The 14,269-nt window shown below is 29.4% G+C and carries 14 protein-coding genes; 9 read left to right on the top strand and 5 right to left on the bottom strand.

What is annotated here, in order from left to right; genetic code table 11:
• Positions 1 to 32: 32 nt before the first annotated feature.
• Positions 33 to 527 (bottom strand): ImmA/IrrE family metallo-endopeptidase, encoded by a 495-nt coding sequence (locus B5X81_RS16250; RefSeq protein ID WP_244282126.1) that lies wholly within the window; start codon positions 525 to 527, stop codon positions 33 to 35.
• Between the two features lie 57 nt (positions 528 to 584).
• On the bottom strand, positions 585 to 1,022 hold the full coding sequence (locus B5X81_RS16245; RefSeq protein WP_079493191.1) for a helix-turn-helix domain-containing protein: 438 nt from the start codon (positions 1,020 to 1,022) through the stop codon (positions 585 to 587).
• Positions 1,023 to 1,193: 171 nt separating this feature from the next.
• Between B5X81_RS16245 and B5X81_RS16240 the strand changes: the two genes are divergently transcribed.
• The 7 genes from B5X81_RS16240 (at position 1,194) to gdhA (ending at position 9,483) form a co-directional block, all read left to right on the top strand.
• A complete protein-coding gene (locus B5X81_RS16240; protein WP_079493190.1) occupies positions 1,194 to 1,733 on the top strand; it encodes a hypothetical protein in 540 nt (179 codons plus the stop codon).
• A 378-nt stretch (positions 1,734 to 2,111) separates the two neighbouring features.
• Positions 2,112 to 2,516: a sigma-70 RNA polymerase sigma factor region 4 domain-containing protein gene (locus tag B5X81_RS16235; protein ID WP_079493188.1), complete on the top strand. Its 405-nt coding sequence runs from the start codon at positions 2,112 to 2,114 to the stop codon at positions 2,514 to 2,516.
• Positions 2,517 to 3,028: 512 nt separating this feature from the next.
• Complete coding sequence (locus tag B5X81_RS16230) at positions 3,029 to 5,146, top strand: ATP-dependent DNA helicase (protein ID WP_079493187.1); 2,118 nt, start codon at positions 3,029 to 3,031, stop codon at positions 5,144 to 5,146.
• A 121-nt stretch (positions 5,147 to 5,267) separates the two neighbouring features.
• Positions 5,268 to 5,444: a hypothetical protein gene (locus B5X81_RS27555; protein ID WP_170917466.1), complete on the top strand. Its 177-nt coding sequence runs from the start codon at positions 5,268 to 5,270 to the stop codon at positions 5,442 to 5,444.
• A 52-nt stretch (positions 5,445 to 5,496) separates the two neighbouring features.
• Positions 5,497 to 7,092 (top strand): recombinase family protein, encoded by a 1,596-nt coding sequence (locus tag B5X81_RS16225; protein ID WP_079493185.1) that lies wholly within the window; start codon positions 5,497 to 5,499, stop codon positions 7,090 to 7,092.
• Positions 7,058 to 7,828, top strand: coding sequence for a hypothetical protein (locus B5X81_RS16220; RefSeq protein ID WP_079493184.1), 771 nt, complete (start codon positions 7,058 to 7,060; stop codon positions 7,826 to 7,828). The genes B5X81_RS16225 and B5X81_RS16220 overlap by 35 nt, the downstream gene beginning before the upstream one ends.
• A gap of 317 nt (positions 7,829 to 8,145) precedes the next feature.
• On the top strand, positions 8,146 to 9,483 hold the full coding sequence (gene gdhA, locus B5X81_RS16215; RefSeq protein ID WP_079493182.1) for an NADP-specific glutamate dehydrogenase: 1,338 nt from the start codon (positions 8,146 to 8,148) through the stop codon (positions 9,481 to 9,483).
• Positions 9,484 to 9,540: 57 nt separating this feature from the next.
• Here gdhA and B5X81_RS16210 read toward each other — a convergent pair whose 3' ends face one another.
• From B5X81_RS16210 to B5X81_RS16200, 3 genes are all read right to left on the bottom strand, one after another.
• Positions 9,541 to 9,927 (bottom strand): hypothetical protein, encoded by a 387-nt coding sequence (locus B5X81_RS16210; protein ID WP_079493181.1) that lies wholly within the window; start codon positions 9,925 to 9,927, stop codon positions 9,541 to 9,543.
• A gap of 173 nt (positions 9,928 to 10,100) precedes the next feature.
• On the bottom strand, positions 10,101 to 11,300 hold the full coding sequence (locus tag B5X81_RS16205) for an alanyl-tRNA editing protein (protein ID WP_079493179.1): 1,200 nt from the start codon (positions 11,298 to 11,300) through the stop codon (positions 10,101 to 10,103).
• A 44-nt stretch (positions 11,301 to 11,344) separates the two neighbouring features.
• On the bottom strand, positions 11,345 to 12,337 hold the full coding sequence (locus B5X81_RS16200) for a hypothetical protein (protein ID WP_079493178.1): 993 nt from the start codon (positions 12,335 to 12,337) through the stop codon (positions 11,345 to 11,347).
• Positions 12,338 to 12,488: 151 nt separating this feature from the next.
• Here B5X81_RS16200 and B5X81_RS16195 point away from each other — a divergent pair, with 151 nt between their 5' ends.
• Entirely contained in the window at positions 12,489 to 13,070 is a 582-nt protein-coding gene (locus B5X81_RS16195; protein WP_079493176.1) for a hypothetical protein, read from the top strand.
• A gap of 178 nt (positions 13,071 to 13,248) precedes the next feature.
• Entirely contained in the window at positions 13,249 to 14,193 is a 945-nt protein-coding gene (locus B5X81_RS16190; protein ID WP_079493175.1) for a hypothetical protein, read from the top strand.
• The last annotated feature ends 76 nt before the right edge of the window (positions 14,194 to 14,269 follow it).

Here is a 14,269-nt window from a genome sequence, read left to right as displayed (position 1 = left end):
AAATATATAAGGATAAATCAAGTCATTTATTGTCAATACCCCTTCAGAAAATCCCCCTCAGCAACCCCAAAGTCCTTAATTTTAAAACCTTTTTTCCTCAAAATCTGTCCCTTAAAATCAACAACCTCAATAGGAACACCAAGTTCTCTAGCAATAAAATCGTGGTTATATCCCAGTTTAGTAAGATTTAGAATATCATCATCTGTAACAAGAAGCTCAGCCATAAACAAATTAGCTTCCCTTTCAGGCTTTGCAGACATATCGAAAAAAGAAAACTCCTTTATAGCTCCAGACTTGGCGAAGCTTTGATGTAGCCTATCATGCCCTAATTCATGGGCGCATATAATAGGTTTAAGTCTATCGTCAATATTTTCATTTATTACAATATATCTAAATCGGGACTGGTAAAAATAAAATCCTTTTAGTGATCCCAAATCATCATACTTTACAGTAATATTCATACTCTCAGCAATTTCAAAAGGATTTCTTGTCTTATGTATTTTTATTAGCTTATCAACCTTTTTCAAAATAAAATTAATCATATAATCACCTATTCCAAATGACTTGTAAGTGAAAAATAGCAATTACTTTTCCCTGTTACTTTTTCTCCCGTATGTTTCCCTAGCCTTTTTCTTAGCATCAAAATAAACCTTGGTGATAGACTCAAAAAATTTATCCTGATCTTCTTCACTTAAAGTACCTCCTGCAAACATGGCAGCGGTTTTTTCAATAATCTGCTCTGCTTCCTTTTTCCCCTTATATCCAAAATTCTTTTTAGCAGAGCTTAGAAATTCACTTTCCTGCTCAGACATAATTTTCACGTCAATTTCATCCATTAAATAATCCGTCGATACATTAAAGATTTCGGCTAACCCCTTAACAACCTTGATATCTTTAGGGAATAATTTTCCTTTTTCATAATTATATAGGGTTCTTGTAGATATTCCAAGCTTTGAAGCCAAATCTGATTGTGTAAACTTGTTTTCTTCTCTAAGGCTTCTAATTTTATCGCCAAAGCTCATAAATTAATCCTCCTATCATCTAAAATATGTTTCTTGTTGTAGGAATGATTTCATAACTTTCATAAATTTTCCTTGACACAAGAGAACGTATGTTCTAAAATAAGAAATAAAGTTCTTAAAATTATACTATATTAGAAATAAAATTCTGTCAAGAAAAAGGGGGTTATTGATATGAGAGAAAGATATCAAGCTGGGATAAAAGGATTAGAGGTAAAAAACAAAGGGGAAATAAGTCCAAATGTATATCACAATACTAAGCTCCTGCTTAAGCTTTATGGAGAAGTAGCTTGGAGAATAAACAATGATATTCAAATGGTAAAGGAAGAGTGTGAATATGAGGCACAAAGGGAATTAGATGAATTTATTGATAACCTAGCTGATATAGAATTGTTTATTTCAAGGAAAAGACTAGAGAGTCGATTGGAAAGTATAGAGAATAGTAAAAGTCTTATTAATCTAATAAATAAAGCTTTAGCAATGATGAAGTCTTATCCCAATACAGGGGAAAAATATTATGATATTTTATACAAAGCCTATATAGCACATTATAAATATACAACAGAGGAAATGATAGAATATTTGGCAATGTCACGCTCTACATATTTTCGTGAAAAAAAGAAAGCTATTAACCTACTAGGGACGATACTTTGGGGATACCTAATTCCTAAACTGGCAAAGGAATTAAAAAGGGCAGGGATTTTTACATATTGAATGAGACTAAATTGAAACTGGATTGAGACTATATTGACATTTGATTGGTACTGACACGATATTTTGATACTGTTATACTTGATATAATAGCATAAATATAAACAAAAATAGAATAAAAAGCCAAAGCATTAGCTCCTTAGCTGCTAGCAGTTAGGGAGCTTTTTTTTACCAATTTTTAGGTGTGTATTTTAAAGCTTAAAAATTTATATAGGTGTAATGGCTAGCTGAGGAAGGAGTCACACGTTTTCGTGGGGCTCCTTTTTTGTTTTTTGTAAAGAAAGGGGCAGTACCAATGCAAATAAGATGTCGTAGTCCCTAAGCCTTCATTTTTTCAACTTTGCTGTCACAAATCAAATGAAAAAATGGAGGCTGTGGAAAATGAAGGATTATACATTAATAGCTGGAGGAAAGAGAATTAGTGTAAGTGAGAAGGTTTACAGAGAATATTATAAGCACTATGAGCATGAAAGGTATATTGAAAAAGTAAGCAGTAAAAAAAATCTGTCCTTTAATGCATTAAAGGAGCAAGGCTATCCTATTGAAAACAAAATGCTGGACAAGCAAATAAGCCTTTCTGAGGAAGTTATAACTAAAATTATGATAGAGAAAATGCTTAAATCCATTGGACAGTTAAATACATATGAAAAAATGATTATTGAAGAATTGTTTTTTAATGATAAAAGTGAAAGAAAATTAGCAAAGGAATTATCAATAAGTCAAAGTACACTAAGCTATAGAAAGAAAAAGCTGCTGGAAAAATTGAAAAAAATAATAAAAGAATAAAATTTTTTCGTTCACCCCCTCATTTTTTTCCTTAAAGAAGTGAGGGGGATTTTTATATCCATCTCATGATCTTTGAAAAATGATAATTCAGAATATGCTTTATCCATATAGACAGTATTTAAGTACGTTACCTCTATGACTATTTTAGAAAGCGACATAAGGAAAAACGCCATGACAAGGGAGCTACCTTTGAGCGATAATTTTTGCCTTTAAATTATCAGTAGTACTGATAAATCGCAATGATCCATAGAGGAATATAATGATACTTCTGCTTAGTCCTAAGTAATCCTAAGGAGAGCAGCCTGCCTACAGTGGGAGGAAAATGTACGCTTGTATTTGAGAAAGAATACCGGTGACTTTTATGAAGCAGATTAACTATCTGCTGCTTAAATACTTAAATCTAATAAAACTAAATTATCAGGCAATAAAGTAATATGGCAAATTTATTAGAAATACTTTGTCCTATTATTTTATTGCCTGATAAATACAAATAACAGGAGTGAAAAAAGCAGATGGACATTGAAAAAAGAAAGCTGTTGCTCAAGAGAAAGCAAACTATATTTGCAGAAGATAAGGGTGAGACTTTAATCAAGAATATATTTAAGCATGTACTACCTGAGTATGGATATTCCATAAGAAAAAATCAAATAGATTTGGCAGCTAGTATATATCATTCTATTAAAAAATCCAATATAGCCTTATGTGAAGCTGAGGTAGGAACAGGTAAAACCTTTGCTTATTTATTAGCAGCTATTATATTTAAATTAATCAAAGAAAAGAAAATCGAGGGTATCGGTAAGAGTAAATTTGAGGGAGTCCAAGAAAAATTAAAAAGAAAGCCTAAAAAGCCCATTATTATATCAACATCTAGCATAGCATTACAAAAAGCATTGATAGAAGACTATATTCCTGAGCTATCGAAGCTTCTTAAAGAGTGGGGAATATTGCAAGCCCATTTATTAGCAGTAGTAAGAAAGGGAAAAGGACATTATATATGTGATCAAAGGCTGGAGGATTGTATCAGAAGTATTAAAGATAAGCCTGAATACAAAAAGCTTAAAAAATTGGTAGAATTGAGCTATAAACAAATTGATCTAGATGATTATGATGATTTTACACCTTATGTAAAGAGCAGAATTAATGTAAATGATAAATGCAGCAATAAATGCAGGAAGTATTATAGCTGTCGATATAATAGATTTCTCAATAAAGCTATGTCTCCTACCTATGATATACAAATTTGTAACCATAATTATTTATTAGCAGATATAAAAAGAAGGAGTCAAAACAAATCACCATTAATACCCGACTATTTCTTAATAGTCATTGATGAAGCCCATAAGATTATGGATACTGCAAGGCAAATGTATAATACTCCATTATCAAAGACATACATATTAAAAATATTAAATATTATAGGAAAGCTTAATTTCAAAAGAAAGAAAACTAAAAAATCTGTTAAAAGGTATATTAAATTATTAATTCATAATACAAATAGATTATACACTGAGCTATTTAATAATATTCCAAGGGACACTATATTTGAAGATACAGAAAAATTTAAGACCAGTATAAATAAAAAAGCATGGGTAAGCATAAAAAGCATTATTTTTGGAATAGATAGCTTGATAGATATTATAGAAAATAATATTTATATTATGCCTAATAAGAAAAATTTGCTTTACTATATTTTAAGAAGCTTAAAGGATATTAAAGGAAGATGCAATATTTATTTGAAGGAAGATAATATTATTTACTGGCTTGAAATAGCAAACAAGGATAAAAATAAAATTACTTTATGCTCAATACCAAAGGATCTTCAAAAAAGACTATTTAATGATCTTTGGATAAAGCCAGTACCCATCATACTTACTTCGGGGACATTATCAGAGTCTGGTTCCTTTAGCCATTTAAAAAAGAAAACTGGAATAGAAAATGTAAGGAGAGCAAGGCTTGATGAAGTCACTAAAGGCTCTCCTTTTAATTATCAAAAAAATACCTTGATGTATATCAATGATAAATTACCTTTTCCAAATAATAAGGATAATAAATACATAAATGAATTATCGATAGAAGTAGGAAGGCTTATAAAAGCTGCACATGGACATACTGTAGTTTTGTTTACTTCCTACAGAGCTATGGGACTTGTTTTTAAAAATGTATCCGACATTATCAAGGAATATCCCCTTATTAAAATGGGGAAGGGTATGACAAATCCTATAGATACCTTTAAAAATAGTAAAAATGGAGTACTATTTGCAGCAGGCAGCTTTTGGGAAGGAATTGATGTACCAGGAGATATATTATCCTCCCTCATAGTTGTAAAGCTTCCCTTTGCTGTTCCAGATCCTATATCAGAATATGAGCAGACATTATATAAAAGCCTTGATGAATACAAGGATAAGGTGATTGTACCTGAAATGATAATTAAGCTTAAGCAGGGTGTTGGTAGGCTTATAAGAAGTGAAGCTGACACGGGGGTAATATCTATTTTAGATTCCAGAATGAAGAAGAACGGCAATTATTACAATAGAGTTGTAAAGGCACTTCCAAATTGCAAGGTAACTAATTCAATATCAGAAGTTAAAAGATTTATAAATAATAAAAAAGAAGAAGCTTATTTTAAATAAATCGTGCTGTTGAGGATAAAGGTAGTATTTTACCTTTGTCCTTTTATTTATGTAGATAAAAATTTTGAAATAGGACATATTGTGCAGAGCATATGTTTTTTATATAAGGGGGTAGTATTGTATGGATCAGGTGCAAAAGGATAATTTGTGGCTATATAAAAGTAGTCTTGTTTTTATTAAAAAGTTAAAGCGAAATAGTATGATAAATCAAGAGGAATACAATACTATGGTGAAAAAATTATATGAGATTTACGATATAGGATCAGCTGCTTGTCCTAATACCATAAAAGGTATATAATGTTAGTATCTAAAAAGGGTATTAGGGATATGGATTTGATTGGAGGGTAATTATGATAAAGAGAGCAGTTGCATATTGTAGAGTAAGTAGTGACCATGAAGACCAGCTTAATTCTCTAGAAAATCAAAAAAAAATGTGGGAAGATTACATAGAAAGACATGATGATTTAAATTTTTGCGGATTATATGTAGATGAAGGATTAAGTGGAACCTCTACTAAAAGGAGAGAAGCATTTAATAGAATGATTCATGATGCTTCAACTGGGAAGTTCGATCTAATATTAACTAAGGAAGTATCAAGATTTGCTAGAAATACAGTGGATACATTACAGTATACTAGACAGCTTAAAGAGTATGGTGTTGATGTTTATTTTAAGATAGATAATATAAATACGGGAGATAATGATGGAGAGCTTCGACTATCGTTGATGGCCACATTGGCACAAGAAGAATCAAGGAAGATATCTGAACGTGTTAAATCTGGACACAAGCAAGCTATGAAAAGCGGTGTTGTCTTTGGAGCCAATAGAGTTTTAGGATATGATTTAGTAGATAAGGAGCTTTCTATAAATGAAGCTGAAGCAGATATAGTTAAAAGGATTTTTAATTGGTATCTATTGGAGGATGAATCTCTACATGGAATAGTAAGAAGACTAGAGAAAATAGGAATAACCAAAGGAAAAATGGGAGGTAAGATAAATCATTCATCAATAAGAAGAATTCTAGGAAATGAAAAATATGCAGGTGATTTAAAGCAGAAAAAATATTACACAGTTAACTATCTTACCCATGCAAGAAAGAAAAATAACGGAGATAAGGACTATATTATAATAAGGGATAATCATCCAGCAATTATTGATAGAGATACATGGAATAAGGCTCAAGTAAAATTAAATAGCAATAAAAGAAAATATAAGGAAAAGGGTATTGGATACAGTAAGTCATTATTTTCAAGTAAGATAATATGTGGAAGCTGTGGAGCGAAATATAGAAAAAGAACTATGAAAAATAAGGATAAGACAGATAGAGTAATTTATAAATGCAGTGTTAATTATAACAAGGGTAAAAAGGGCTGTGAAAATGGTAGCTATATAAGAGAAGATGTATTAAAAAATATATTTGTTGATTTACTTACAGCTATATCTGATGATAAAAACAGAAAAAAATTTATAAAAAATATGATGACAGTTCTAGAGGAAAGCTTAAATGAGGGCAGCACTAATCAAAATCTTGTGATTATCAAGAAAAAAATCAATAAAATTCAAGATAAAAAAGATAAGCTATTAGACCTTTATATGGAGGGAATGGTTAATAAAGCAGGCTATGCAAAGAAAAATGCTGAGCTTCAGGAGGCTGAAGGTAGATTAAACAAAGAGCTGCAAATGATAGAGAATAAAAATCTTCATATAAGAACTAAAAAAGAAAGATTAGAAAAGTTTTATGATATGGTAAATAAGGAGCTTAATTATAAAGCCTTAAGTGAAGACGAAGATATCAAGGATTTAGTAGCTACATTTATCGACAAAATAGTAATCAAAGGAAATAAGATTAAGTTCTATCTAATAGATGGTGATTATGAAATAGATATTAATAAATATCCTAAAAGGGTTGATGATGGAGATAATACATCTGGGAGACTACTGGAATGAAGAAAAGATGATAGGCAATAAATTTAATATAATGAAAGACAATAAAGAAGTAGGCAGAAACTTTAGAAGGGCCTATGGATATCTTGCAGGGGCTAAGGGTATTTATGATAATATTAAAGCCAATATGGATGAAGCAATCTACCCTGCTAAAGTCAATAAAATTATTGGAAAGCTGATTATCGAAATATTTGGTGAAATAGTTTTTGGTAATGATATTGGGAAAGAAAGACATTTATTTGGCAGTGCAATAACCCCTGAAGGAATAAAGGATTATCTTGAAACAGTTATCGATCTCAATGAAAAAATATTTGTTTTAAAAGGCGTTTATGATTCAGCTCAGTCAGACATACTTAAAGAGATTGCTAAAGTGGGCCTAAACAAAGGATATGATGTTGAATTATTCCATAATCATTTTATTCCCGAAAAAGTAGACCACATAGTTATAAAAAATATATCTACAGCCATAACTGCATCGTCCAAATTTAATAAAAAGGATAACAAAGTAATAGATATTGATTCATGCCTTAATAGGGAATTATTAAAAACAAGAAAAGAAGAGATTAAGCTGGATAATGAAAAGCTCAAAGAATTGATTAACTTAGCAGTTTCTAATATAGCTATAGCTAAAAAAGTACATGATCGTATGGAGGAGTACTATATACCTAATATGGATTTTAAAGGTGTAGATGAGTTAAGAAAAAATATTTTAAATAGAATTTTAAAGCTTAATAAATAGTAGAACCTTTACTTAAATTCCTATAAAACGAAAATAAGATGGAGTTGTTTATCCTCACCATAATTCCAAATTTGATTTAGATGAAAGGGTGTTTTGGAAAGGAACGGCTTTGCTTGTTCAAGGTGCAATAGATTGGCTTGAGATAAATTCTTAAATTAAAAAAATATGAAATAAAAAGAATGGAGTATTGATTAATATCTTACTCCATTTTTTGTTTAAAGCTGACATAAACTGGTATGATAATGAGGATAATTTAGACAAACAATAAAGAAAAGTAACTTTTTTCTTTATTTTTCATTTTAGAAGGAGATGTGTATATGTCTTATATACAAGAGGTGTTAAAAAAAGTAGAAGATAGAAATAGAGATGAACATGAATTTCTTCAGGCTGTTGAAGAAGTATTTTATTCTCTGGAGCCAGTTATTGAAAAACATCCTGAATATAAAGAGACTTCAGTTTTAGAAAGAATTGCTGAACCAGAAAGACAAATTATTTTTAGAGTTCCATGGGTTGATGATAATGGAGTAGTTCATGTTAATCGTGGATTTAGGGTTCAATTTAATGGGGCCATTGGACCATACAAAGGTGGATTACGATTTCACCCATCTGTTTATGTTGGAATCATTAAATTTTTGGGATTTGAACAAATATTTAAAAATTCTTTAACGGGTTTGCCTATTGGAGGAGGTAAAGGGGGTTCAGATTTTAATCCTAAAAAAAAATCGGATGGTGAAATAAGGAGATTCTGTGAAAGCTTTATGACTGAGTTATACAGACATATTGGTCCTGATGTAGATGTGCCTGCTGGAGATATAGGGGTTGGATCAAGGGAAATAGGTTATTTATATGGTCAATATAGAAGAATAAGAGGAGCCTTCAAAAATGGAGTAATAACTGGGAAAGGCTTAAAATACGGTGGAAGCTTAGCAAGAAAAGAAGCCACCGGATATGGATTGCTTTATTTTGTTGAAGAGATGTTAAAGGCCAATAATAATTCAATTAAGGGTAAGGTTATAGCTATTTCCGGTTCAGGCAACGTTGCAATTTATGCATGTGAAAAGGCCACAGAGTTAGGAGCAAAAGTAGTTGCTATGTCTGATTCAGCTGGATACATATACCATGCAGATGGCATTAATTTAGATACAGTTAAGAGATTAAAAGAGGTTGAAAGAAAGAGAATTAAAGAATATGTTAAGGAACATCAGGGTTCAAAGTACCATGAAGGCAATGTCTGGGAAGGTAAATTCAAATATGATATAGCACTTCCATGTTCAACTCAAAATGATATAGATATGGAAAGGGCAAAAAATATTATTGAAAATGGAGCTATTGCAGTAGGTGAAGGGGCCAATATGCCTACCAGTAATGATGCTATAAAATTCTTTTTAAAGAAAGAAATTCTTTTGGCTCCAGCTAAGGCGGCGAATGCTGGTGGAGTTGCCACTTCAGCCCTTGAAATGGTACAGAATAGCATGAGATATTCCTGGAGCTTTGAAGAGGTTAATAATAAATTAAAAGATATTATGATAAATATCCATAAAAGTGCTTGTGAAGCTTCTAAAGAGTATGGATTAGGATATAATTTAGTGGCAGGAGCAAATATTGCCGGATTTAAAAAAGTTGCAGAGGCAATGATAACTCAAGGAATTTACTAAAAAACTTAGAATAGAAATAAGGAGTCTTTAACTAAAGGCTCCTTATTTCTTAAACAATTATTTACAATAGTACTTATTATTCATTTTATTCATGTCGCCTTTTACTCTTTGACCCCATAGATCCTTAGCAAGATCTTCAGATGCACATACATTAGCTATTTTATTAATTGGAATTAAACAAACTGATCCACAATCATTTTTTCTTATTGCAACATAATCTCTTTCAACCTCATCAAGGGTAACATCACAATATGCTTCTCCATTTACTAAAGAAATATCAACTTTTTGGCATTCCAAATCTTTCAATGCTTCTTTAAAGCATTCTGGGTATCTATTATCATAATAAACTTTTTCTTTTTCATAGTAGAGACATAAATCATCATCGTAGTTTCTACCATAAGCCCTCATCATTGGTGGATAAAATCCAAATTGATTGTTCCACATAGGAAAAGTCCTCCTTTTAAATGGTTATATTAATAATTTTTTATTTAGCCTTAATAATATTATATGAACAAAGGGAAAAAGTGTTAAAAAAAAAGACTCAAAAATGAGCCTTTTTTTATAAGAAATTTTAAATAGAGAAAAATAAATTAATTAAACTTTAGAGTTGTTTATATTTAACATATTTTTTTAATTTGTTCATATGCTAAACTAATAGCAGCTTCCAAATTATCAGTATTTGTCCCCCCTCCTTGGGCAGTAGAAGGGCTTCCGCCGCCTTTTCCATCGATTAAAGGTAGGCATTTATTTAAAATATCTTTCATAATAATTTTATCTAAATCCTTTGAACGGTTAAAAATCAATTGTGCCTTATCTTTATTGTCAATTGCGAAAATAATAACGGTTGTGTCATTATTTGCTAAAATAGATGATAAAAGTTTTACTTCATTAAAGTTCCTATGTTTGAATATGTTTTTTATTATTTTTGTGTTTCCCTCAAATTTAGCAGTTTTCATCAATTCAGCAGCTTCAAATTTTATAATTTGTTCCTTTAAATTTTTATTTTCCTTTTTTATTTTTTGAAGTTCTTCGCTATCTTTGTCTATAATATTTAAAATTTCATCAAGTTTTGCAGAGAGACGGGATGAAAGGGAATTAGTAATATCATTTTTTATGCTGTAGTCCATTAAGGCTCTATTTCCACATATAAAATCAATTCGCAGGCCTGATTTATATTTTTCGTATTTCCTTATTTTAATAAGTCCAACTTCTCCACTTCTATTTGGGTGGGTACCACAACATGGAGAATAGTCAAAATCATCTAATTTAACTATTCTGATATCATCGGTAACCGTTGGCATTTTCCTTAAAGGAAGACTTTCAAGCTCTTCTTTAGTAGGGTATAATACTTTTACTAATAAGTCATTGAAAACTATTTGATTAGCAAAGTATTCTACTTTTTTAATATCTTCACCAGATAAAACCTTATCTACATCAATGGTTGCAGTATTTGGGCTTAAATGAAAACCGATAGTATTTGCATCATAGAGTTTTTCAAAGGCAGCAGATAATATATGTTGACCTAAATGTTGCTGCATATGATCGAATCTTTTTTCCCAGTTTATGGTACATTTTATATTTTCCAGTGTTGATGGCAGTTTATCTAAGACGTGATAGATTTTGTTCTTGTCTTCATATACATGGGATACTTTGATATCACCGATATATCCTTCATCGCAGGGCTGCCCTCCTCCTTCAGGATAAAAGGCAGTTTGATTAAGCTCTACATGAAAGCTGTCATCCTTTTCGACTATGTGTACAATATTTGCATTAAATTCCTTAATATATGTATTTTTATAAAACAGTTTTATTGCCAAGTATATCAACTCCCAATTCTTTAGTATGATTTTAAATGAAAAAGTTAAATATCTTCATCTATTAAATTTTTATCTATATAAATTATTTTACCAGAAGTAGTCAACAACTTATATTTATTTTTAGAAAAATTACATAAATTCTTATAATCGGTGTCACTATCTCCTATAATGAATACGAGAGTGTTACTAAAAGCTGTAATTGTATTATTTCTACTAAATTCTTCAGAGTCCTGATTCCAAAAGTATTTATACTTATATGAGCTGCTATCTATTAAGTTAAAATCACTTGCATTAGGGATTGCGTCTGAACCAGAAGCTTTATATTTATTTTTTGTTCCAGAAACAAAAATATTTAAGGTGGAATTTTCTTTGAATAATATGGTATTTTTAAGCATGTTTTTAATCCATTCATCCTTTGGTGCTGTATCATCTATCCAAATGCTTTTAAAGATTTCTTCATAAAATGTAGTTTCTCTTAATTTTTTTTCGAAAATCTCTCCATTAAACATAAAAATCTCGAAAAAATTTTCGTAATAATAAGCTCCAAGCCTTTCATCAGCTATCTGATATACAGTTAAAAAATTATAATTTCTATTTGGTATATTTATAAATTTAATTGATTCTACAGGCAATAGATTATTAATTTTATCAAAGTAATTATAGCCTTGACCTTGGTCTGTAAAAATACATACTGCCGCTAAATCTTTAGACAAATTCAATACAATAAGAAGCTCGTCACCAGCCTCGGGTAGAATATTTCCAGTGTATATTTTTAAATCTATATAGTTTAAAAGATTTTGCCAATTAGGATATTGAAGAATGTTTAAACAAATTTTTTTTATCTCTGCTTCTGCTTCTTTTTGTTTAGTTGGATTATCACTTTTATATTGATTAATAAGTCCATAGGGAATAGAAGTGTTGTATATATTTATCGTACTCATAGCAGAAGTATAAAGCTCTCCAAAGCTTTGATAGTTCAAGAATAATGAAGTTGCCAAAATCATAATAATTAATGTAGCTATGACATATTTTTTCATTTAGATCCCTCCCAATATAAATATATGTGTGTAAATAAAAAAATACTTATTATTATTTCAAAAATCAGCTGACAAATACAAGGACTGTGAAATATTATGTAGTAGGGGCTGAAGTATTTAATTATCTCATCTATGAAAGGAGGAAGAAAGCTTGTATGAAATACAGGACATAGTAGAGGTACTTGAAAAATTCATAAAGATATTTATAATAAAATATGAATATGAAAATATTGGTTTAATTAAAAAATTTAGAATAGATAGTAGGAAAAATCTTGAATATGATGAAGTAGACTGGTGCCGACTGTTTTTAAAAAAATCCTGTTTTAATTATTGTTGTAAAATTTTACTCTTAAGAGTATTTGAAGATAAAGGAAAAATAACGAGTAAATTTAATAATGAAGGAATTGCTACTTGGAATAAATTGGTGAAGAACATCAAAGATAGGTATGATAAACTTTATGATATCGCCATAATAGATATTAAAAACGATGAAGAAATTAGTTTTTTAAAGAATGTTTTTGCTGAAAGTGATTATGATATATATCAAATTGATAAAGAATTGGCTGAGATAATTGCAAAAGGATTAGCTGATCTAGATCTTAAAGATATAAATAATAGTGATTTGAAAAAAATTTTCAGAAAAATTTATCCCCTAGATGCCAGGGAAGAGTATAGATTCCATGAATTTTATAAAGAAGCTCCTGCCTTAGATTATATATTGGGATTAAATTAAGGTGGTTTTATTAGAATAATATAAATAATTACCCAAAACTGTCCCCTTAGTTTCAAAGTGCTAAGTGTGTTAAAAATGAATAAAGTTTTTTACGCACTTAGCACCTGATTTCCTTTTCATAGATGGAAACAAATAAGTATAAAAAAGATTAAAAGCCTATTTTTTAAGGAGTGAAAAGATGAATATAACTGTAGATGAATTTAATTTATTAGAAAATGAAGTTCTTAATAAAGTATTATATTTTTCTTTAAGAGACGATTATTCTAATGAAGTTAGTAGGGCAAAGAATATGTTTAAGACAATAATAGAAAGAAATAGTTATTCTTATGATGAAAAAAATTTTACCGCTTGGCTGCTTTGGGATTATAAATTAGAAAATAAAAATAACTTTTTTGAAGAATATAAAAGAATAAATGGGAATAAAATAATTAAAAATCAATATGATATGCTTGAAAGTCTAATAAATTCATACTTGTCAATATATGAGTTTGAATTTCACAAAAAAGATGAGAAACTAATTGATATTTTTTCTAAAAAGGAATTAAATATTAAAAGAAGCATTAAAGAAATAAATTCTAATGATCTATTACTAGGAAGGGTTGTAGAATTTCGTGGTGAAAATTTTGTGTTAGATGATTACTTAATATTGGACAAGGCTTTTCGAAACTCAATAGAAAAATCTTTCTATGAAAAATTTAAAAATTATAAAGAAAAAAAAGGAATTTATGAAATACAAGAATTTGTCAAAGAAAATTCCTTATTATTATATAGTTTTGCAGATATTATTGATGATTTGGCAAAAAAGCAAGTCGAAGATAATAATGAATACTCTGTGTTTCAAAGTAATTATGCAGTTTTAAATCATAATTTTATATATGAAGCTTTATTAGAAAATAAAAATATTGAACTTGATTATAGAGAGAATAATTCATCTTACTATATTATGTATGAAGAAGAAAAAAAGAAAATATTAGGTGAGATTGTATTGTTTAAAGATAAATTAGAAATAGAATGTATTTCTCAAATTGATAATGATAAAGCTAAGGAAATAATAGAAAAGTTAGCTAATGATTCTATAAAGCATATAAGTGATGAATTTATAACTATAGATGATTTAATATGATTTGACAGTTAACCATAAAGGTAGTAGAATTAATTGTAACATTAAGATATAATAGAATCTGTTAACTTTTTATTTA

The sequence above is a fragment of the Maledivibacter halophilus genome (assembly GCF_900167445.1).
Classification (GTDB): domain Bacteria; phylum Bacillota; class Clostridia; order Peptostreptococcales; family Caminicellaceae; genus Maledivibacter; species Maledivibacter halophilus.
This window is presented reverse-complemented; position numbering and strand designations above follow the sequence as displayed.